The sequence below is a fragment of the Pseudochrobactrum algeriensis genome (genome assembly GCF_018436245.1).
Classification (GTDB): domain Bacteria; phylum Pseudomonadota; class Alphaproteobacteria; order Rhizobiales; family Rhizobiaceae; genus Pseudochrobactrum; species Pseudochrobactrum saccharolyticum.
Genome location: NZ_CP075361.1, coordinates 972280 through 993519 on the forward strand (window position 1 = coordinate 972280; position 21240 = coordinate 993519).

Genomic DNA, 21240 nt, shown 5'->3' on the forward strand with positions numbered 1-21240 from the left:
AACCTGTCGTTAATGGAAACGCTCCGGATGAGTACCGTTTGTTTGATACACAAGATTGTTCATTCAACATTCAGGTAAGAGGCGTTAAAGTGAGCGTTATGATGACACAGAAACCAGTTCGCACATTTTTCGCTGCTTTTACTCTGCTCACCGGTATGACCGCAGCAGTTTTTACAAGCATTGTTCCATCTGCGGGCGCCGCAGGCTTGCAACGGCACGTACCTGCCGGTTTGCAACAGGCGCAGCCGCATATCATTCGCGTTGCCGGTGATTGTGCTGCCATCGGGCAGCAGGTTGCCGCACAGCAGGGCGGTACGCTGACCAAAGCAACAGCTGCTGTTCAGAACGGCGCGCCGGTCTGTATCGTGGTTGTGCTGGTTCCCGGACGTGACGGTGAGCGTCCGCGCCGCGTGGAAGTTGCAGTACCGGCCAAATAAAGCGGAAGCTTTAAAGTTTCGTCTGTAATTTACCTGACACCGGCGTGTAATTCTCCCGTTTGCTCATTCTTGTAATGTGCTGTAAAAACAGATGCTGTCTGCATGGCAGACGGCACGCTGTATTATCGCTCCGAAAGACTGAAAAGGTTTGCTGATGAGAATTCTGATTGTTGAGGATGATAAGGATCTTAACCGTCAGCTGGCTGAAGCTCTCCGTGATGCGGACTATGTGGTCGATTGTGCTTTTGACGGCGAAGAAGGCCATTTTCTCGGCGATACTGAACCTTATGATGCGGTGATACTGGATATCGGCCTGCCGCAAATGGATGGGATCAGTGTTGTGGAGCGCTGGCGTCGTGAAGGCCGTTCCATGCCGGTGCTGATGCTTACAGCGCGTGATCGCTGGAGTGACAAGGTTGCCGGTATCGATGCCGGTGCCGATGATTATGTGGCGAAACCATTTCACATTGAAGAAGTTCTGGCGCGGTTGCGCGCTTTGATCCGCCGTGCGGCAGGCCATGCTTCATCGGAAATTGTCAGCGGTAAGCTTGTGCTGGATACAAAAGCTTCAAAAGCAACGGTTGACGGTGCAGCTTTGAAGCTGACCTCTCATGAGTTCCGGCTTTTGTCTTATCTTATGCACCATATGGATGAAGTGATTTCCCGCACAGAACTGGTGGAGCATTTATACGATCAGGATTTCGACCGTGATTCCAATACGATCGAGGTTTTTGTCGGACGCCTGCGCAAGAAGATGGGCGTGGATATGATCGAGACCGTTCGCGGCATGGGATATCGCATCCGCTCTGACAATAATGATGGCAGTAAAGACTGAGATGCCGCTGTTTTCCGGGAAAGTCTTTGCTCTCGGTTTGCGCTCTCTGGCGTTACGTGTGGTAACGCTGTCAACATTATGGGTTATTATTGCCCTTGTTGTCGTTGCCACGCTCATTCAGTCTCTTTATCGGGATGCGGCAGAGCGCAGTTTTCAAAGCCTTTTATCCGCACATCTCTATAGTCTCGTCGGTGCGGTCAGTCTGACGCCGGAAGGCGAGCTTTACGGCAAGCCGGAGCTTGGTGAAATACGCTATGCCAGCGCTGATTCAGGCTGGTACTGGTCGGTTGATCCTGTGTCTGCAAGTGTGCGCGGGCATCTGGGTTCGGTTTCACTGGGCTCAAAGATAATTCCTGTAAAATCAGTTTCTGAAGCACCTTTCGACCAGTCATTCATGCGCAGTTATGTCGTGCAAACCAGCACCGGCGAGGATCTTTCTGTCGTTGAAACCGAAGTTGTTCTCGACAGTACGGATAAAATTGCCCGTTTCCGTGTGATGGGTAATCTGAATGAGGTTAAAGAAGAAGTCAGCGATTTCCGCAACCGGCTTTATATCTATTTGGGGCTGTTCGGCCTTGGCAGTATTCTGATTAACGCAGCGATTATTCTGTTTGGCTTGCGACCACTGGATCATGTGAGGCGCACACTTGCGGATATCCGCGAAGGACGAAGCAATCGTGTTGACGCGGACTTGCCTTTGGAAATCGCACCGCTCGCGCAGGAAATGAATGCCCTGATAGAAAATAACCATCGTATTGTAGAGCGGTCGCGGACGCAGGTGGGAAATCTTGCGCATTCTCTGAAAACACCGCTGTCTGTCCTGATGAATGAAGGTCGTAATATTGGCGGCCGTCAGGGGCAGCTGGTGATCGAGCAGAGTGATGCAATGCAGGTGCAGATCCAGCATTATTTACAACGTGCGCGCGTTGCAGCCCAGCGGGACAGTGTTGTGTTCAGGGCTCCGGTTACGCCTGTGCTTGAACGTATGATTCGTGTGACGGCTAAGCTTAATCCGCATTTGATGGTTACGTTTTCCAATCAGTTTCCTGCTGCAATCTTTGCCGGTGAAAAAGAAGATCTCGAGGAAATCGTTGGAAATATTATGGAAAACGCGGCCAAATGGGGGCGTTCAAAAATTCATCTGTCCCTGCGCGCCGCTCAGAAATCTGATGCAGGTGAAGGGGCAAGCAATCAGTTTGAAATCCTGATTGAGGATGACGGAGAAGGTTTGCCTGCGGATAAAATGGCTGAAGCCCTGAAACGTGGGAAGCGCATTGATGAAAGCAAGCCCGGTACAGGTTTGGGGTTGGCAATTGTTCAGGATACGGTCAGGGAATATGGCGGGACTTTGGGGCTGAGTAAGGCATCTTTGGGTGGTCTTGCCGTGCAGATTACTTTGCCTGCAGTTTTAAGCTGAGCTTTGCTTTTAACCGGTTTCAGGTATAAATGACCGTAGTCAGGCGCATTATTCCTGATTTTGTTTTGTGTTGAGATGTCAAGGGAATGATTGCAGAGTGTGCTTTCAGCAGTCATAATGCTCTGCAAAGCGTTGCTGACAGGATGTTAAATTGCTCATGAAGTCGTCTTCCGTAGGTACATTGCGTAAACTTACTTTTATTCTTCCGCTGTTTGCTCTGACAGCCTGCTCCACATTGAACGCTTCAACATCAGGTTCGCCATCCCGAAATCCGCTGGCCGGAGGATCAGTCAGCAATGCAGTGCTGGCGCCGATGGGAAATGGTATTCTGGGCGCTGCCGGTTCTCAACTCGCGGCTTCTGACCGCAGATCGGCAATCGAGGCGGAATATAAAGCGCTGGAATATGCGCCGAAAGGTGAAGCGGTTTCATGGAAGGGGCGTTCTGGCAAAGCTTCCGGCGAGGTAACTGCTGCGCAGCCATATCAGGTTGGTTCCCAGAATTGCAGGCAATATAGCCATAGTTTTACCGTTGACGAAGCACCTCAGCTGGTGCGTGGCACTGCGTGCCGTAATGATGATGGCAGCTGGACACCGCTGAGCTGATTTTGCTGCTGTGCAAAATTTGAGTAAGTCAGGTTTTGCACAGGGCTGAACTGCAGGACAGCTTTGCGGCCAAATGACCTATACCCTGATAATTTGCCAACAGGCAGTTGGTTTTACCGGGCAGGTAGATTAAGTCTCCGGTCATGGATTTCTGGCTTGTTTCTGCACTTTTAACTTTCGCTGCAATTCTTATCGTCATGTTGCCTCTGACACGAAAAGATACCGTGTCCGTGGCTGAGGGCGAGGAAGACCGCTCGGTTTATATTCAGCAGCTGAAAGAGATTGATTCCGATCTGGCGCGTGGTCTGCTGGATGAGCAGTCGGCTGAGCAAGCTCGACTCGAAATATCTCGCCGTATTCTTAAAAATGATCGTCGTATGACGGATGCGGCTGCAGGCGCTGAAGGCAAGGCCACGGGCGCTGCTGAAAAGAAATATCTGTTCAGTGCAAGCGACCGTTGGGCGATTATTCTTGTCTTATTGTTCATTCCGGCAGTCAGCTGGGGTGTTTATGCAGCAATCGGTACGCCTGATCTGCCTGCGCAGCCGCTGGCTGAACGCAAAAACACAATGATTCAGGATAAAAGCGCGGCCGAACTGATCGCACAGGCCGAAGCGCATTTGGCAAAGACACCGGATGATGGTCGTGGCTGGGCGATACTTGCGCCGATATATCTGCGCATTGGCCGCGTTGACGATGCCATTAATGCCTACCGCAAGGCTCTGGAACTGCTTGGTGATGATGTTGATCGCCTGATCGGTCTCGGCGAAGCCCTGACGATTAAAGCCAACGGGCAGGTCACTGAAGAGGCTCTTGCTCTCTTCGAAAAAGCCGGCACAATCGAACCGTCCGACATGCGTCCGCCTTTGATGAAAGCACGGGCATTGCTGCAGGCCGGTAAGCGGGATGATGCAATCAATGTCTTGCAGATCATTCTCAATACGTCTCCTGAGGATGCACAATGGCGCGCAGATATTGAGCAGACGATTGCCAATCTGAAATCAGGCGGCGCGGTTCCTTCAACTGCACCGTCGCAGGCTACAAAGACACCGGCAGTACAGGCACCGGGCCCGACGGCTGAAGATGTTGAGGCTGCAGCCGCTCTGAGTGAACAGGGGCGGAAAGATATGATCCGTTCCATGGTGGATGGTCTGGCTGCAAAATTACAAGATAATCCGACGGATATTGATGGCTGGGAGCGTTTGCTGCGCGCATATGTCGTGCTTGGTGAGCGTGATAATGCTGCCGAAGCTTTGCGAAAAGCTGTTAAAGTTCTGCCGGAAAATGACCGGAAGCGTCTTACACAGGTCGCCTCCCGGTTAGGACTGGATACGACGGGAGTTCAGAAGTGACCCATAGTCAGTTATCGGCATCACCCTCTGCAGAAAACCACACGCCGCGGGTTTCACAGGTTATGCGCAACCGCAAACGCAAGCGCCTGATTTTGATCTCCGGCGCCATGGCCGTTCTGGCGCTGGCTATTGGTCTGGTGCTGATCGCCTTCAGTCAGGATATTCGCTATTTCCGTACGCCTGATGATGTGACAGCAGAAGATATTACATCGGGTGCGCGTTTCCGTCTTGGTGGTCTGGTCGAGGCTGGTTCTGTGGTCCGTGGCGCGGATAAGCATGTGCAATTTGCCGTCACAGACACGCTGAAACAGGTGACAGTCACCTATGAAGGTATTTTGCCGGATCTGTTCCGTGAGGGGCAGGGCGTTGTTGCTGAAGGCCGTTTTACGCCCGATGGTGTTTTTATCGCAGATAATGTTCTGGCAAAGCATGACGAAAATTACATGCCGAAAGATGTTGCAGACAGTCTGAAAGAAAAAGGTGTCTGGGAAGGGAACTAAGCTGCTCTTAAGCAGGCTGTGTTTGAAACTCCCATTCCAAAAGCTGAATATTGCGTGTTTCGGATGCGCAATATTCAACAGGCAGGATAAATAGAATGAGCGTTGAAATCGGACATTTCGCACTGGTACTGGCACTGGCTTTGGCCTTGGTGCAGTCCTTTTTGCCGGTCATCGGAGCAAAACGGAATGATTCCCGATTGATGAGCGTTGCAGAGCCTTGCTCTGCGGCCGTGTTTGCACTGGTTCTGTTATCATCAGCAATGCTGGTCCATGCCTATGTTACTTCTGATTTCTCAGTGCTGAATGTGGTTGAAAACTCCCACTCGCTGAAGCCTTTACTATTTAAAATTACCGGTGTCTGGGGCAATCACGAAGGCTCGATGATGCTCTGGGTGCTGATCCTGACATTTTTCAGTGCGCTGGTTGCAGTTTTCGGCAGCAATCTTCCGAACACATTGCGGGCAAATGTTCTGGCTGTGCAGGGATGGATTGCCACCGCATTCTTAAGCTTCATTCTTTTCACATCCAATCCGTTTATCCGGATTATTCCGGCACCGATTGAAGGACAGGATCTCAATCCTATCCTGCAGGATATCGGCCTCGCCATTCATCCGCCGATGCTTTATCTCGGCTATGTCGGCTTTTCAGTTTGTTTTTCCTTCGCTGTCGCTGCGCTGATTGACGGTCGCATCGATGCCGCATGGGCGCGTTGGGTACGGCCATGGACGCTGACCGCGTGGATTTTCCTGACCGGCGGTATCTCAATGGGCTCTTATTGGGCTTATTATGAGCTGGGCTGGGGCGGCTGGTGGTTCTGGGATCCGGTTGAAAACGCATCTTTCATGCCATGGCTGATCGGCACCGCACTTCTGCATTCCGCTATTGTGATGGAAAAACGCGGCGCTTTGAAAATCTGGACAATTTTGCTGGCGCTGCTGACGTTCTCTCTGTCATTGCTCGGTGCATTCCTTGTTCGTTCGGGTGTGTTGACCTCGGTACACAGCTTTGCCACCGATCCGGGACGCGGCTTGTTCATTCTCGCTATTCTGGTGTTCTTCATCGGCGGTTCACTGGCACTATTTGCCTTGCGTGCACAGACATTGACGACCGGAACAATGTTCCAGCCGGTTTCGCGTGAAGGCGCACTGGTGCTCAACAATCTGTTCCTGAGCACGGCGACGGCAACTGTGCTGATCGGCACACTTTATCCGCTTTTGCTGGAAGCAATGACCGGAACCAAGATTTCCGTCGGCGCACCATTTTTCAATATGACTTTCGGCCCGCTGATGATCCCGCTGCTGGCCGCCGTACCATTCGGCCCGCTGCTGGCATGGAAGCGCGGCGATCTCTATGCAGTGGCGCAGCGCTTGATGTGGGTTTTCGGCCTGTGTCTCCTGAGCGTGGGACTGGTTCTTATTCTGATTGATCCGCGCGCTGTCTGGGCTGCTTTCGGTATTGGTCTGGGGCTGTGGGTTATTCTCGGCAGCCTGATGGATATTGTGACCAAAGCCGGTTTTGGCAAGGTTGAGCTTTCGCGGGCATTCCCGCGTTTGCTGGGACTGCCGCGTTCGGTATTCGGCACTGCACTGGCGCATATGGGGCTTGGCATTACCTTGCTGGGTATCGTGATTGTAACCAGTTTCGGCACGGAACAGGTTGTCACTATGAAACAGGGAGAAACGGTTGCTTTCTCCGGTTATCAGTTGCGTTATGATGCACAGCAGCCTTTTGCCGGTTCAAACTATACGGAAGATCAGGGATTATTCTCTCTACTCGACAGCAGCGGCAATACAATCGGCAATGTCATGGCGGCAAAGCGCTTCTATCCGGCGCGTAATATGCCAACGACCGAAGCCGGTATTCTGACCCGCGGCGTTAATCAGTATTATGTTGCGCTGGGCGATGCTCTGGAAAATGGCGGCATGGTTGTGCGCCTTTGGTGGAAACCATCGGTCACGCTGATCTGGCTTGGCACGGTTGCTATGGTTCTTGGCGGCCTCTTGTCTCTGATGGACAGACGTCTGCGTGTCGGTGCTCCGGCCAGAGCTAAAAAGGCGGTGAAAGCAGTAAGCGGGGTGGCATGATGAGTCTGTTGAAAAATCTGTGCAGCCGCTCCTTCTGCATCTTGCTCATTGCTGTGAGCATCGCCGCCGGTAGTATTCTGACTACAAATGTTCAGAATGCATGGGCGGTTAATCCGGATGAAATTCTGGCTGATCCTGTGCTGGAAAAACGTGCGCGTGATCTGTCTGCCGGTTTGCGTTGCATGGTGTGTCAGAACCAGTCGATTGATGATTCCGATGCCGATCTTGCGCGTGATCTGCGTTTGCTGGTGCGCGAGCGTCTGGTACAGGGCGACAGCGACGAACAGGTTATTGATTTTCTGGTGTCGCGCTATGGTGAATTCGTGCTTCTCAAGCCGCGTCTCGACAAGCAGACGATCATCCTGTGGAGCTTTCCGGTCGTTATTCTGATTATTGGTATCAGCGTTATCTGGTTTTCACGCCGTAAGGCCGGTGGCATGCAGCCACAAATTGTTCCGCTGAATGACGAGGAAAAACAACGTCTTCAAAATCTTCTGGACGGCAAATAACCGGAATTTCGTAACCTTACGAAAAATTCATGTTCCAGAAATTATCCGGTAATGTTCGGTAAGCTATCTCTTGTGAGGAATAGTTGATAATCTTTAGCTGGTTATCTGCCCTCTCAGGAGATATTTTATGTCTGATATTAAGTCATCTTCCCGTCGTCCGCTGACCCGCATTTTCTTGTCCGCTGCTCTGGCCGGTACAATTCTGGCGACTGGCCCTCTGGCATCAATCTCGTCTGCGCAGGCAGCTCCGGTCAGCGTGACCGCTCAGGCTCAGCCTGGCTTTTCTGAACTGGTTGAAAAAGTTCGCCCTGCCGTTGTGAGTGTGCGCGTGAAAAGCGATGTGCAGAACACACGCAATGACCGCACCCAGTATTTTGGCGGTAATGGTCTTGACCAGTTGCCGGACGGCCATCCTTTGAAGCGTTTCTTCAAAGAATTCGGCAATCCTTATGGTCCTGATGGTGAGCAGGCACGCCCGAATAAGCGTCAGAAGCGCGGTGATCGCGGCCATGCCCGTCCGTTTGCTCAGGGCTCAGGCTTCTTTATTTCTGAAGACGGCTATGTCGTCACCAACAACCACGTTGTGACAGACGGTGATTCATTCTCTGTCGTGATGGATGACGGCACTGAACTTGATGCCAAGCTGATCGGCACCGATGCCCGTACAGACCTTGCCGTGCTGAAAGTCGATGACAAGCGCAAGTTCACTTATGTGGCTTTTGATGATGACAGCACTGTCAAAGTCGGCGACTGGGTTGTTGCCGTAGGTAATCCGTTTGGCCTTGGCGGTACTGTGACTGCCGGTATTGTTTCTGCCCGTGGTCGTGATATTGGCGCAGGCCCTTACGATGATTTCATCCAGATTGATGCGGCGGTAAACAAAGGTAACTCCGGCGGCCCTGCTTTTGATCTGACCGGTAAGGTTGTCGGTATTAACACCGCGATCTTCTCACCATCGGGCGGCAGTGTTGGTATTGCCTTTGCAATTCCGGCATCCACTGCAAGCAAGGTTGTTGATCAGCTGATTAAGAAGGGCTCGGTCGAGCGCGGCTGGATCGGCGTGCAAATTCAGCCGGTGACCAAGGAAATCGCAGATTCGCTCGGTCTTGCAGAAGATAAAGGCGCAATCGTTGCCGAACCACAGGCTGATGGTCCTGCTGCTAAAGCGGGTATCGTTGCCGGTGATGTGATTACGGCAGTGAATGATGAGACTGTGAAAGATCCGCGTGATCTGGCTAAGAAAGTTGCTGCGATTAATCCGGGCGAAAAAGCCAGCCTGACGATCTGGCGCAAGGGCAAGGCTGAGACTGTCAGCATTGAAATCAAAGCCTATCCGGATGACCAGAAACAGGGTGACAAGAGCGCTGCTACATCATCGGGCGAGAGTGAAACCCTTGATGATTACGGCCTCACAGTCACACCGGATGACAGCGGCAAAGGTGTTGTTGTAACCGATGTTGATCCGGACAGTGATGCAGCTGACAAGGGCATGCGCGCAGGCGATACAATTGTGACCGTGAATAATAAGGATGTGAAGTCCGCATCTGATATTAACGCAGCGATTAAAGATGCTGTGAAAAACGGACGCAAGGCAGTTCTGCTGCAGGTTCAGCGGAATGGCCAGAACAGCTTTGTTGCTCTGCCGGTTGATCAGGGCTGATCTGTTCTGATAGGTTGGAATAAGAAAAGGCGGTGCTTAAACAGCGCCGCCTTTTCAAACATTTACACTCTGCTTTGAGGGTTGCTGATGCGTATTTTGATTATTGAAGATGACCGCGAAGCGGCACGTTATCTGGAAAAAGCATTTGCTGAAGCCGGACATATTGCTGATGTCGCCGGTGATGGCGAAACCGGCTATACGCTGGCTGAGAATAATCATTATGACGTGCTGATTATTGACCGGATGCTGCCGAAGCGTGACGGGCTTTCTGTCATCGCCGGATTACGCGCACAGGGGCAAACCACACCGGCGCTCATTCTTTCAGCTCTGGGGCAGGTGGACGACCGTGTGACAGGCCTGCGTGCAGGCGGTGATGATTATCTCACCAAGCCTTACGCATTCTCGGAGCTGCTGGCGCGTGTTGAGGTTTTGCAGCGCCGTGTCAGCCCGAAAGAAGCAGATACAGTTTACCGTGTTGGTGATCTGGAACTCGATCGTCTTTCTCATACGGCGCGCCGTGCCGGTACCGAGATTAATTTGCAGCCGCGCGAATTTCGCCTGCTGGAATATCTGATGCGCCATGCGGGGCAGGTGGTAACCCGCACGATGCTGCTAGAAAATGTCTGGGATTATCATTTCGATCCGCAAACCAATGTGATCGATGTCCATATCTCACGCCTGCGCTCCAAAATCGAAAAAGATTTTGATGAGCCTTTGCTGCATACCGTACGCGGGGCAGGCTATATGCTGAAGGCGGGAACATCCGCAGCCAAATCCAAAGTGGCGGACAGTCAATGATGAGCCGGCTGAGCGCCTTGCTGAGCACGACAGCCGTCCGGCTGTCGGCTTTATATTTGTTGCTGTTTCTGCTCAGTGCGATGGCACTGTTTTTCTATATGACCAATCTGTCGGTCAATTTTCTGACTGCGCAAACACAAAAAGCATTGCTCGATGAAGTGACAAGCGTCACGCAGTCTTATGAGCGCGGTGGTATTCCGCTGCTGGTGCGCACGATTGACCGGCGCTCCCGCCAGCCCGGTGCTTTTCTTTATCTGATTTCTGATCCTGCAGGGCGTATTCTCTCCGGCAATGTGGAGAGCCTTGAGCCGGGCGTGCTGGATATTAGCGGCATGTCTGACCGGCCATTCACCTATATGCGCTATGGCGAACAGGGCAATGCCGAGAAACACAAGGCAATTGCCATTGTCTTCGCTATTCCGAATGGTATGCGTGTTCTGATCGGCCGCGATCTGAGTGAGCCGGAGCTGTTCCGCGATATTATGCGCCGTGCTTTGGTGCTGGCGCTGGGCATCATGGGAATTGGCGCTTTCCTGATCTGGTATTTTGTCGGGCGCAGAGCGCTGTTACGGCTCAAACAAGTGTCCAGCTCTTCACAACGTATCATGGCCGGTGATCTGGGGGAACGTCTGCCGGTCAGTGGTTCAGGTGATGAATTTGACCGGCTGTCGATCAATCTGAACGCCATGCTGGGGCGGATTGAAGAGCTGAATGACGGGCTGAAACATGTCTCGGATAATATCGCCCATGATCTGAAAACGCCGCTGACGAGATTGCGCAACAAGGCGGAAGCCACACTTTCCGGCCAGAAAGAGAATACGGAATATCGTGCCGCTCTGGAAGATATTATTGCCGAATCCGATCAGCTGATCCGCACGTTCAATGCGATCCTGATGATCTCGCGCCTTGAGGCCGGTTACTCATCCGAGAATATGGAAGTGCTGCCAGTTAATCCGATCTTGCATGATGTGGCTGAGCTTTATGAGCCTGTTGCGGAAGATGCGGGGCTGGAGCTTGTGGTTGAGGCTGGCGAGGATATCAGCCTACGGATCAATCGTGAGCTGGTTGGCCAGACTATTTCCAATCTGATTGATAATGCAATCAAATATTCACCGGTCGCGGATGAGGGCGGTGAAAACCGGACAAAGATCACTGTGGCGATGAAGCAAGAGGGCGATCAGATATTAATCAGCGTTGCCGATCAGGGCGCGGGTATTCCGGAGGCGATGCGCGAACAGGCGACTGAACGCTTTGTGCGCCTTGAGGAAAGCCGCACACAGCCGGGCTCCGGTCTTGGTCTCAGTCTGGCAAAAGCGGTGATGAAACTGCATGGCGGCAGTCTGATGCTGGAAGATAATTCACCGGGACTGCGGGTTGTTCTTGCTTTTCCTGCCCTGCCTGAGACAAAACAGTAGTTAGGTATGAATCTGGGGTGGAATTGCAGCATGACCGGTGTTTTGTTTTTTGATAGTTCGCTGAAATCTCTGACAGTTCCCGATCCGCATCAGGCGAAAATCTACCTGCAAAATTTAACAGGAGCGGCGGCGGAACGCGGATGCATTGCTCTGAGCCGCTATCTCAAAACCGCAGATGAAACCGGATTTTTAGCAGCAATTCTCGATTGCTCATCCTTCCTGAGGGAAGTGACAGAAACCTGTCCTGAAATTCTGGAAAGCCTGTTTACCGCACCGCTCGACATGCTGCTGACACAGGCATTGGAGCAGATTTCTGCTCTGGGTATTGATCCGGAAATGACGGAAAATCGCTTGATGACGGAACTGCGCCGTCTCAAGAAAACTGCTCATGTGCTGATTGCACTGGATGATCTGGCAGGCTTTGCCGATGTGATGCAGACCACCAATCGCCTGAGTGATCTCGCAGAGGCCAGCCTGCGCGCTGCCGTACAGTTCTTGCTGCTTGAAAGCGATGCAAAAGGCAAACTGGCTTTGCCGGATCGTAATGATCCTGAAAAAGATAGCGGGCTGATTGTGCTTGGCATGGGTAAGTTCGGCGCAAGAGAGCTGAATTATTCCTCCGACATTGATCTGATTATTTTTATCGACAGCGCCCGTCCGGCAATTACCGACCCTTACGAATGTGTTGATCTGTTCTCACGCATGGCGCGGCGGCTGGTCAAGATTTTGCAGGACAGAACGGCAGACGGCTATGTCTTCCGTGTGGATTTGCGTCTGCGCCCTGATCCTGGTGCAACGCCGCTGGCTATTCCGGTGAGCGCGGCACTGCATTATTATGAGGGGCGCGGCCAGAATTGGGAACGCGCGGCGATGATTAAAGCGCGCCCTGTTGCCGGTGATATTGCCTCAGGTGAGCAATTTATCAAAGAACTTGCACCCTATGTCTGGCGCAAATATCTCGACTATGCGGCGATTGCCGATATCCATTCGATCAAGCGTCAAATCCATGCGCATCGCGGCCATGGCGATATTGCTGTACGCGGTCATAATGTGAAACTCGGGCGTGGTGGTATCCGCGAGATCGAGTTTTTCGTGCAGACCCAGCAGCTGATTGCAGGCGGGCGCTTTCCTGAATTGCGCGGCTCGCAAACGCTGGCGATGCTCACCAAACTCTATGAGCGTGGCTGGGTGGGTGAAAATGCCCGCGATCAGCTGAGCCGCAATTATCAGTTTCTGCGCAATGTTGAGCACCGTATTCAGATGGTGGCTGATGAACAGACGCATATTCTGCCGGAGGATGATGAGGGTTTCAGCCGTATAGCTTCGATGATGGGCTATCCGGATAATGAAAGTTTCACAGCGGAGTTTCTGGCCGTTCTGCGCACTGTCGAAAAGCACTATGCGGCATTGTTTGAACAAGCGCCGGAACTTGGCAGCAGCGGCGGTAATCTGGTCTTTACCGGCGAGACGGACGACCCTGATACGCTGCAAACCCTGTCACAGCTTGGTTTTGAGCGTCCGAGTGATATTTGCCGGATTATCCGCACATGGCATTTTGGCCGTTACCGCGCAACGCAAACAGCTGAGGCGCGTGAGCGCCTGACGGAACTGACACCCGCCTTGCTGAATGCTTTTGCAGCAACTGAGCGTGCCGATGATGCACTGCTGCGTTTTGACGGATTTCTGCAAGGTCTGCCATCCGGTATTCAGCTTTTCAGTCTGTTGCAGTCCAATCCGGCACTGCTCAATCTGCTGGTACTGGTGATGAGCGCGGCACCACGACTGGCCGAAATCATTACCCGTAAGCCGCATGTCTTTGACGGTATGCTCGACCCGCGTATTTTCTCCGAATTGCCAACGCGCAGCTATCTTGAGGAGCGGTTGGATACATTCCTCACCCATGATGAACCTTATGAAGAAACGCTTGATCGTTTACGTATTTTTGCAGCCGAGCAGCGTTTTCTGATTGGTATCCGCTTGCTGACCGGCGCGATTGACGGTGTGCGTGCGGGCAGGGCTTTTTCTGATCTGGCCGAGCTGATGATCGATCGCGCGCTGAGTGCGGTGATGAAGGAATTCACAATCCGCCACGGTCAGATTGCCGGTGGGCGCATTGCAGTGCTGGCGATGGGAAAACTGGGAAGCCGCGAACTCACCGCCGGTTCTGATATTGATATCATCCTGCTCTATGACCACGATGCAGATGCTGATTATTCGGACGGTGAGAAGCAGCTTGCCGCATCGCAATATTATATCCGCCTGACGCAGCGCCTGATCGCGGCATTGTCCGCACCTATGGCCGAGGGCGTGCTCTATGAAGTGGATATGCGCCTGCGCCCAAGCGGCAATAAAGGGCCGGTGGCAACCCATATCGAGGCTTTCGGAAAATATCAGCGCAATGATGCATGGGTATGGGAACATATGGCGCTGACCCGCGCCCGTGCCATTGCCGGTGACCAGTCTTTTCGTGACGAGATTGATGCAGAGGTCGATGCTATTCTCGCCATTCCTTCTGAGGTCAAAAAGACCGCCAAGGAAATGACTGATATGCGTGCGCTGATCGCCAGTGAAAAACCGCCGCGTGACAATTGGGATCTGAAGCTGCGCTCCGGCGGTTTGATTGATCTGGAGTTTATCGCCCAGTTCGCCGTGCTGACAGGGCAGGTGGCGACAGATATCCGTCACACTTCCACAGAGCTAAACCTGCGTCATCTGAAGCCGGATTTTTCCAGTCCTGCACTGGCCGAGGAACTGGCCACAGCCCATCATTTCTACAGCAATCTCACGCAGATCATCCGCCTGTGCGTGGATGATAATACAGGGCGTGAGGATTATCTGCCAGGCTTGCTGGAACTGCTGTGCCGCGCTGCTGAACTGCCGGATATTGCGCATGTCGAGCATCAGCTGGATCAGACAGCAGAGGCCGTGTCAAAAGCCTTTAAGCAATTGCTGAAAGGCTGATCTCACGCAGCAACATCATTGCTGATCTGGTTTGTGCCGGCAGGCACAACGCGGTCAGGAATACGCACGGATACAATGGTGCCAACGCCTTCGGTCGAGCAGATGCGCAGGGCACCATTATGCAGCTCAGCCAATGAGCGCGAGATAGCAAGGCCAAGACCTGAACCGGTATGGGTCTTGGTGAACTGGTTTTCTACCTGTTCAAACGGATGGCCGAGCTTCTTCAGTGCGTCACGAGGAATACCGCAACCGGTATCCTTGATGGTGAGGATCAGCGCACCATTGGTCTTGCGGGCGCGCACCAGAATGCGGCCACCATCACCGGTGAACTTCACTGCATTGGACAGAAGATTAATCAGCACCTGCTTGATTGCACGGCGATCAGCGCTGGCGGTGATCGTGTCGGCAATGCTGGTCTCAACGGCAATATGCTTCTGTTCTGCCTGCAGAGAGATCACGCGCACGGTTTCTTCAATCAGCGGATAGAGATCAATCTCTTCGCGATCCAGAGAGAAATGACCGGCTTCAATCTTCGACATATCGAGAATGTCATTGATAACATTAAGCAGATAATTGCCGCTGGTATGAATGTCGTGAATATATTCCGCATAACGCTCGGAGCCGAGCGGGCCGAATGTGCCTGCCGAGATCATTTCAGAGAAGCCGATAATCGCATTGAGCGGTGTGCGCAATTCATGAGACATATTGGCAAGGAATTCGGATTTGGCACGGTTCGCGCTTTCCGCACGTTCCTTTTCTGTCGCATATTTGGAGGCCAGTTCTGACAGCTCGCGCACGCGGTCTTTTTCCGCTTTACGGGCAAGGCTCAGATCCTGAATGGTCGCCATCAGACGGCGCTCACTATCCACCAGACGTTCCTGATGCAGCTTCAGCTGGGTAATATCGGTGCCCACTGATACCAGACCACCATCCTGCGTGCGGCGTTCGTTGACCTGCAGCCAGCGGCCGTCGCCAAGCTGGCGCTCGAAAGTCTGCGCACCGCTGCGGTCATTTTCATTGGCCATGCGGCGTTCAAAGGCGGCAGGACGCAGCAGCGGCTGAATATCTTCGCGTGTTACACCGGCTTTCAGAGCAGTGGCAGGCAGACCTGCATATTCATTATATTTGCCGTTTGACATCACCAAACGGCTCTCGGCATCCCAGAGAACGAAAGCCTCGGAAATGCTTTCAATCGCTTCACGGATGCGCAGGTCAGCCTCTGCAGTCGCCTGCGCAAAGCGGTGCTGTTCGCTGACGTCAAAAGCTATGCCAACCAGATGCACATCACCTTCATTGGCGATTTCCGCACGTACGCGCATCCACACCCAGTAGCCGTCGGCATGGCGCATGCGCAGCACTTTATCAACCTGACGCAATTCGCCGGACATTACCTGTGTGGCGATTTCGTAGAGATCACCATCAACCGGATTAACAATCGCGGCTACATCGCCGAAGGACAGCACACTGTCGACCGCTTCATAGCCGAGCATTTCATACATGGAGCGCGACCAGTACATGCGTCCGCGCGCCATGTCCCAGTCCCAGAGACCGCAGCGGCCGCGGGCCAGCGCCAGATCAATTCGCCTTTGAATTTGATGGGAGAAATCATCGGCATCGCGGGCACGCGCTGCCTGAGAGAAATAGGCATAAAGAATAGCCAGCAGGACACCGGCGGTTGCGGCAAACAGGGTAATATTCAGAGAGAGAACCTGTCGCCAGTCTTTAAAAATTACTTTTTCAGTATTGAAAGCAATAACAGAAAAGGCACCGGCCGCAGCAGCCTGCACATTTTGCGGTTCAACTTTTTCAGCAGCTGCAAAAGCAGCTTCACTGCGGTATTTTACAGGCAATACACCGGCGCGGCTGCCAAACATCAAGAGCGGCTGTGCTTCGGTGAACAGCGTCTCCGCCTGAATGCCAAGCAATTGGCGGCTGCTCAGAGCGGCAACGATTTTTGAATTTTCATCGAGAATGGCAAGTTCAAGACCTGCATTAATCAAGCCCTGCGAACGCAGCTCAACCAGTAAATTCTGGATGGAGCTATAGTCACCATCGCTGTCCGCAGGCGGTACAGATTCAATCTGTTTTTGCAGTTTTGAGGCGACATGCGCGGCAGTCAGCGCCATTTCATGACGCGCATCACTTTCGATCTCGTCGCGCTGGTTGAGCAGCGACAACATGCGCGCACCGGCGAGAATAATCAGAAAGGCAATAATCAGCACCGGCACGACGCGGCGCAGCAACGGCTCGAGGGAAAGGAGCTTGCGGTAGGCAGGGCCCGACAACAGATAAACATAGCCGGAAAGCTTGAAACGCTTGCGCTGGCTTTGTCTTTCTGAGGTGTAACGGACACCATTCGGCGCGCGGTACGCGTCGGTATTTGCCATCCTGTGGCCCCTCATCTGAGTGGTTGCTTTTGAAGTGATTCGGGGTGAGAAATCCGAATAACCCTAATGAATCAAATGTGATTCGCTGTGTCCAGTGCTTTTAATTAATAATTAATAAAAAACCTGCGCCGATTCGAAGGTGATTCGATCAGTTTTCGGAAGGTGACACATGAGGTCAGTGCTGCATGATTCTGATTTGATTCAGAAATACACTGCCGTTCAGTCTTTATCGTAAAACATTGTGTTCTTTTTAAAGCGTTTACTGAAATGCAGAAGGCGAGTGCGGAAGTTCTGATGAGCTTCCGCACCCTTAATTTTGTCAGGCCAGCATGCGTTCTGTAATATCACGCACATCGGCTGAGAGGTTTTCAGCCTGAGCGATGGTTTCCAGTGCTGTTTTCAGATGCTCGCGGCGTGCCGGTTCCAGCGTTTTCCATGAGCGCAGGCTGGTCAGCAGGCGCGACGCCAATTGCGGATTTTCACGGTCAATTGTCAGTATCAGATTGGTGAAAAACGCATAGGTTTTGCCGTCCGGCCGGTTGAAGCCGGTCGGGTTACCTGCTGCAAAAGCACCAAGCAAAGCGCGTGTTCGGTTCGGATTGTCGAGCGAGAACAGCGGATGCTGCATCAGTTGCTGCACAGTTTCCAGCGCATCAGGAGCAGGGCGGCGCGCCTGCACACCAAACCACTTGTCCATTGCCAGCGGTACATTGCCATAGTCTTTTTCAAACTGTGCCAAGGCCTGTGTCGCATTGTCATGACTGTAAAAGCGATGCACCAGCAAGGTCAGAGCTGCAATCTTGTCTGTCATATTATCAGCGTCATTGAACTGGGCATAGATCCGCGCAGGGTCGTTATCCGAGGCTGCAAGATAGCTCAGTAAGACTGCTTTGAGCGCGCGTTTTCCTGCACCTTCCGCATCCGGTGTGAAAGCTGCGTTGTCTTGCAAGCTCGCATAGGTTTTGGCGAACAGCGCAGCATTCTGCGCGGCAATCACGGAGAGCAGTGCTTCTCTGCTGCTACGGATCAGATCAGGATCAATATTGCTGCCAATCTCGCGGGCAATATCCGCCTCCTCAGGCAGGGAGAGGCATAGTGCACGGAAAGCGTGATCCAGTGTCTCATCCTGCACCAGTTCAGCCAATAATTCTGCCAGTGCCGGATCGAATGTGACCGGCTCCTGCAGCCGCAGTTTTTCAACATTGCTCATAATGGCAGTGCTCATCAGCTGATGGATAACCTGCCAGCGGCCAAAAGCATCACTGTCGTGACGGGCAAGAAACAATTGCTCCCCACGGCTCAGTTGCTGGCTGAGATGCACCGGCGCAGAGAAACCGCGCAACAGCGAGAGAACCGGCTTTTCAGCAATATTGTGGAATGTCCAGCTTTGTGATGCTTCACGCAGATGCAGCACATCGCCTTCAAGTCCTGCACCCTCATGGGAAGAAACAGCGATATCTTTGCCATTGGCACCGATCAGCCCGAATTTGACCGGAATATGCATAGGCTGCTTATGGCTCTGACCTGGTGTCGGATCCGTCTTTTGCCCCAATGTGAGGCGCAGGCTCCGGCTTGCGGCATCATAGTCACTGCTGACAGTCACAAGTGGTGTGCCTGCCTGATCGTACCACAGCGCAAAATGGGCGAGGGAGCGGCCGGTCACATCCTCAAAACATTTGATGAAATCTTCAATCGTCGCAGCATCACCATCATGACGGCTGAAATAGAGATCAAGACCTTTATAGAACGGCGCATCACCAATAATGGTGCGCAACATACGGATCAGTTCACTGCCTTTTTCATAAACGGTTGCCGTGTAGAAATTATTGATCTCGCGATATTCTTTCGGCCGAACCGGATGCGCCAGCGGGCCGCCGTCTTCCGGAAATTGCTGTGCTTTGAGGATTTTCACTTCGTCAATGCGATGCACAGCGCGGGAGCGCATATCGCTGGAAAATTCGTGGTCGCGATAAACGGTCAGGCCTTCTTTCAGGCAAAGCTGAAACCAGTCACGGCAGGTAATGCGGTTGCCCGTCCAGTTGTGAAAATATTCATGGGCAATCACCGCTTCGATACCGGCATAATCCGTATCAGTGGCCGTCTGCGGATCAGCGAGAACATATTTATCGTTAAAGATGTTCAGCCCTTTATTCTCCATCGCGCCCATATTGAAATCGGACACGGCAACAATGTTGAAAATATCGAGATCATATTCGCGGCCATAGACTTCTTCATCCCAGCGCATGGAGCGTTTCAGTGCATCCATTGCATAGGTCGCGCGGTCTTCATTGCCATGCTCGACATAGATATTCAGCGCGACTTGTTTACCGGACATTGTAGTGAATTGATCGCTGATCGACCCAAGATCACCGGCAACCAGCGCAAAAAGATAAGACGGCTTGGGATGCGGGTCATGCCACAGCGCAAAATGACGGCCATTGGCGAGATCGCCGCTTGCTTCAAGATTGCCGTTGGAGAGCAGAATTGGTGCAGCCTGTTTGTCTGCCTCAAGACGAACCGTATAGACCGAGAGAACATCCGGCCGGTCGGGGAAATAGGTTATGCGGCGAAACCCTTCCGCCTCGCATTGGGTCGTATAGATATTGCTGGAACGATAAAGCCCCATCAGCTGCCGGTTGGTTGTCGGGTTAATCCTTGTCACAATTTCCAGCGTAAACGCGCTCTGCTGTGGCAGGGAGCGGATGGTCAGCAGTTCCGGCGTCGCAGTATAATCGCTGACCGGCTGCCCATTAATGTGCAGGCTCACCAGTTCCAGCTCATCGCCGTCCAGTATCAGCGGTGTGGCGAGGGAAACACCATCGCGGCGCTCAATCGTCAGGCGGGCTGTGACAATGGTTTTTTCCGGAACAAGCTGAAAATCCAGCTCGGTTTTGCGTATCAGGTAATCTGACGGGCGGTAATCTTCGAGGCGAAAGACATGACCTGTATCGGTACGCATAACTGCTCCTGAACTGACTTAAAACATATGGATATGAAGCTAAAACATTTCGTGGACGGGTGAAACCGCCTGTGACGAGAAATTCCTGTGATTGTTTCAAATGATAATATGAAGCGCCTGTTTCGCCAGCACAATCAGCATGGCTTTCAGGGCTGATAAAGTTTTTGGTATTTCCCTGAATTTCTGCAAATAGTGCTGGAAAACCGGCCTCAACCAGCTATGGTGTTTGCATATAAAAAGAGGGAGTCTGCCGTATCGGATTTGACGGCAGTTAAGGAATTTTCATTGTGAATGCCCCTGAGCGCCATCTGCCTTTGGCAGATACACCCGCCGCTGCAGATGAACCAAGACCATTGCTTGGTATTGCCTGCAAAGTTACATCTGTCTTCATTTTTGTGCTGATGTCGACACTGCTGAAATCTGCAGAAGGCATACCTGCGGGAGAACTGGTATTCTTCCGCTCGTTCTTTGCGATTTTTCCGGTTGTGATTTATCTGGCCTATACGCATCAGCTGCAAGGCGCGATGCAGACCTCGGATATCTTCGGCCATATCTGGCGCGGGCTTGTCGGAGTTATGTCCATGCTCAGCGGGTTCTATGCGCTGACCTTGCTGCCTCTGCCGGAAAGCATTGCCATCAATTACGCATCCCCGCTGATGATCGTGGTGCTGAGCGCAATTTTCCTGAAAGAACAGGTGCGCATTTATCGCTGGAGCGCGGTACTGATCGGCTTTGTCGGCGTGCTGATTATTGTCTGGCCGCGTCTCAGCCTGTTCTCCGGCGGTGGTGTGAGCCATGGCGAGGCAGTCGGAGCGGTCTTTGCGCTGATCGGGGCTTTGTCATCGGCCGTTGCCATGATGCTGGTGCGCAAACTGGTAAAGCGTGAGCGTACCGCAACGATTGTGATCTATTTTTCGCTCACATCAACGGTGATTGCACTGTTCACAATGCCTTTCGGCTGGGTCGTGCCGCAATGGTGGCAGCTGGCGCTGCTGATTGCAGCGGGCTTTGCGGGCGGCATCGCGCAGATTTTCCTGACCGAATGTTATCGCCACGCGGATATGTCCACCATCGCTCCGTTTGAATATACATCCATGTTACTGGGTCTTGGTATCGGTTATGTGGTTTTTGGCGATGTACCGACACTGCCGATGCTGATCGGCAGCACAATTGTGATTGGCGCCGGTATTTTCATCATTTTCCGCGAGCATAAATTATCCGGCAGAAAACTGAGAAGGAACTGAAAAAACTTAGAGCATAATTCCTTAAATTTGGATCAGTTTAAGGTAAAATTATGCTCTACTTTTAAAAGTGTTAGAGCG

At 52.5% G+C, this 21240-nt stretch carries 15 protein-coding genes; 13 read left to right on the forward strand and 2 right to left on the reverse strand.

Annotation, left to right across the window (positions count from 1 at the left end; translation table 11 throughout):
- Positions 1 to 101: 101 nt before the first annotated feature.
- The 12 genes from KHQ09_RS18530 (at position 102) to KHQ09_RS06465 (ending at position 14572) form a co-directional block, all read left to right on the forward strand.
- Positions 102 to 437 carry a hypothetical protein gene (locus tag KHQ09_RS18530; protein WP_306401681.1) on the forward strand — a complete coding sequence of 112 codons (336 nt, stop codon included), beginning with the start codon at positions 102 to 104 and terminating at the stop codon, positions 435 to 437.
- Positions 438 to 591: 154 nt separating this feature from the next.
- The gene (locus KHQ09_RS06415; RefSeq protein WP_022710005.1) at positions 592 to 1272 is read left to right on the forward strand and encodes a response regulator transcription factor; all 681 of its coding nucleotides are present in this window, start codon (positions 592 to 594) and stop codon (positions 1270 to 1272) included.
- 88 nt (positions 1273 to 1360) lie between these two features.
- The gene (locus tag KHQ09_RS06420; protein ID WP_213599844.1) at positions 1361 to 2689 is read left to right on the forward strand and encodes an ATP-binding protein; all 1329 of its coding nucleotides are present in this window, start codon (positions 1361 to 1363) and stop codon (positions 2687 to 2689) included.
- A gap of 157 nt (positions 2690 to 2846) precedes the next feature.
- Positions 2847 to 3293: a hypothetical protein gene (locus tag KHQ09_RS06425; RefSeq protein WP_213597146.1), complete on the forward strand. Its 447-nt coding sequence runs from the start codon at positions 2847 to 2849 to the stop codon at positions 3291 to 3293.
- A 143-nt stretch (positions 3294 to 3436) separates the two neighbouring features.
- Complete coding sequence (gene ccmI / locus KHQ09_RS06430) at positions 3437 to 4645, forward strand: c-type cytochrome biogenesis protein CcmI (RefSeq protein ID WP_213630817.1); 1209 nt, start codon at positions 3437 to 3439, stop codon at positions 4643 to 4645.
- A gap of 62 nt (positions 4646 to 4707) precedes the next feature.
- Positions 4708 to 5145: a cytochrome c maturation protein CcmE gene (gene ccmE / locus KHQ09_RS06435; protein ID WP_213599845.1), complete on the forward strand. Its 438-nt coding sequence runs from the start codon at positions 4708 to 4710 to the stop codon at positions 5143 to 5145.
- A gap of 95 nt (positions 5146 to 5240) precedes the next feature.
- Positions 5241 to 7229: a heme lyase CcmF/NrfE family subunit gene (locus KHQ09_RS06440; RefSeq protein ID WP_213630818.1), complete on the forward strand. Its 1989-nt coding sequence runs from the start codon at positions 5241 to 5243 to the stop codon at positions 7227 to 7229.
- Positions 7226 to 7738, forward strand: a complete 513-nt coding sequence (locus KHQ09_RS06445) for a cytochrome c-type biogenesis protein (RefSeq protein ID WP_238481577.1) — start codon at positions 7226 to 7228, stop codon at positions 7736 to 7738. The genes KHQ09_RS06440 and KHQ09_RS06445 overlap by 4 nt, the downstream gene beginning before the upstream one ends.
- 127 nt (positions 7739 to 7865) lie before the next feature.
- Positions 7866 to 9398: a Do family serine endopeptidase gene (locus KHQ09_RS06450; RefSeq protein WP_022709998.1), complete on the forward strand. Its 1533-nt coding sequence runs from the start codon at positions 7866 to 7868 to the stop codon at positions 9396 to 9398.
- Positions 9399 to 9485: 87 nt separating this feature from the next.
- A complete protein-coding gene (locus KHQ09_RS06455) occupies positions 9486 to 10196 on the forward strand; it encodes a response regulator transcription factor (protein WP_022709997.1) in 711 nt (236 codons plus the stop codon).
- Entirely contained in the window at positions 10193 to 11611 is a 1419-nt protein-coding gene (locus KHQ09_RS06460; RefSeq protein ID WP_213630819.1) for a sensor histidine kinase, read from the forward strand. Before KHQ09_RS06455 ends, KHQ09_RS06460 begins: the two co-directional genes overlap by 4 nt.
- A gap of 30 nt (positions 11612 to 11641) precedes the next feature.
- Complete coding sequence (locus KHQ09_RS06465) at positions 11642 to 14572, forward strand: bifunctional [glutamine synthetase] adenylyltransferase/[glutamine synthetase]-adenylyl-L-tyrosine phosphorylase (protein ID WP_213597161.1); 2931 nt, start codon at positions 11642 to 11644, stop codon at positions 14570 to 14572.
- Between the two features lie 2 nt (positions 14573 to 14574).
- Here KHQ09_RS06465 and KHQ09_RS06470 read toward each other — a convergent pair whose 3' ends face one another.
- Positions 14575 to 16959, reverse strand: coding sequence for a PAS domain-containing sensor histidine kinase (locus KHQ09_RS06470; RefSeq protein WP_213630820.1), 2385 nt, complete (start codon positions 16957 to 16959; stop codon positions 14575 to 14577).
- A gap of 319 nt (positions 16960 to 17278) precedes the next feature.
- On the reverse strand, positions 17279 to 19918 hold the full coding sequence (pepN, locus tag KHQ09_RS06475; protein WP_213597162.1) for an aminopeptidase N: 2640 nt from the start codon (positions 19916 to 19918) through the stop codon (positions 17279 to 17281).
- A gap of 287 nt (positions 19919 to 20205) precedes the next feature.
- Here pepN and KHQ09_RS06480 point away from each other — a divergent pair, with 287 nt between their 5' ends.
- A complete protein-coding gene (locus tag KHQ09_RS06480; protein ID WP_420832836.1) occupies positions 20206 to 21162 on the forward strand; it encodes a DMT family transporter in 957 nt (318 codons plus the stop codon).
- Positions 21163 to 21240 lie beyond the last annotated feature (78 nt).

Coding starts and splice junctions, on each gene's coding strand:
- KHQ09_RS18530 (WP_306401681.1), top strand. CDS start 102: ATGACACAGAAACCAGTTCGCACATTTTTCGCTGCTTTTACTCTGCTC.
- KHQ09_RS06415 (WP_022710005.1), top strand. CDS start 592: ATGAGAATTCTGATTGTTGAGGATGATAAGGATCTTAACCGTCAGCTG.
- KHQ09_RS06425 (WP_213597146.1), top strand. CDS start 2,847: ATGAAGTCGTCTTCCGTAGGTACATTGCGTAAACTTACTTTTATTCTT.
- ccmI (WP_213630817.1), top strand. CDS start 3,437: ATGGATTTCTGGCTTGTTTCTGCACTTTTAACTTTCGCTGCAATTCTT.
- ccmE (WP_213599845.1), top strand. CDS start 4,708: ATGCGCAACCGCAAACGCAAGCGCCTGATTTTGATCTCCGGCGCCATG.
- KHQ09_RS06440 (WP_213630818.1), top strand. CDS start 5,241: ATGAGCGTTGAAATCGGACATTTCGCACTGGTACTGGCACTGGCTTTG.
- KHQ09_RS06445 (WP_238481577.1), top strand. CDS start 7,226: ATGATGAGTCTGTTGAAAAATCTGTGCAGCCGCTCCTTCTGCATCTTG.
- KHQ09_RS06450 (WP_022709998.1), top strand. CDS start 7,866: ATGTCTGATATTAAGTCATCTTCCCGTCGTCCGCTGACCCGCATTTTC.
- KHQ09_RS06455 (WP_022709997.1), top strand. CDS start 9,486: ATGCGTATTTTGATTATTGAAGATGACCGCGAAGCGGCACGTTATCTG.
- KHQ09_RS06460 (WP_213630819.1), top strand. CDS start 10,193: ATGATGAGCCGGCTGAGCGCCTTGCTGAGCACGACAGCCGTCCGGCTG.
- KHQ09_RS06465 (WP_213597161.1), top strand. CDS start 11,642: ATGACCGGTGTTTTGTTTTTTGATAGTTCGCTGAAATCTCTGACAGTT.
- KHQ09_RS06470 (WP_213630820.1), bottom strand. CDS start 16,959: ATGGCAAATACCGACGCGTACCGCGCGCCGAATGGTGTCCGTTACACC.
- pepN (WP_213597162.1), bottom strand. CDS start 19,918: ATGCGTACCGATACAGGTCATGTCTTTCGCCTCGAAGATTACCGCCCG.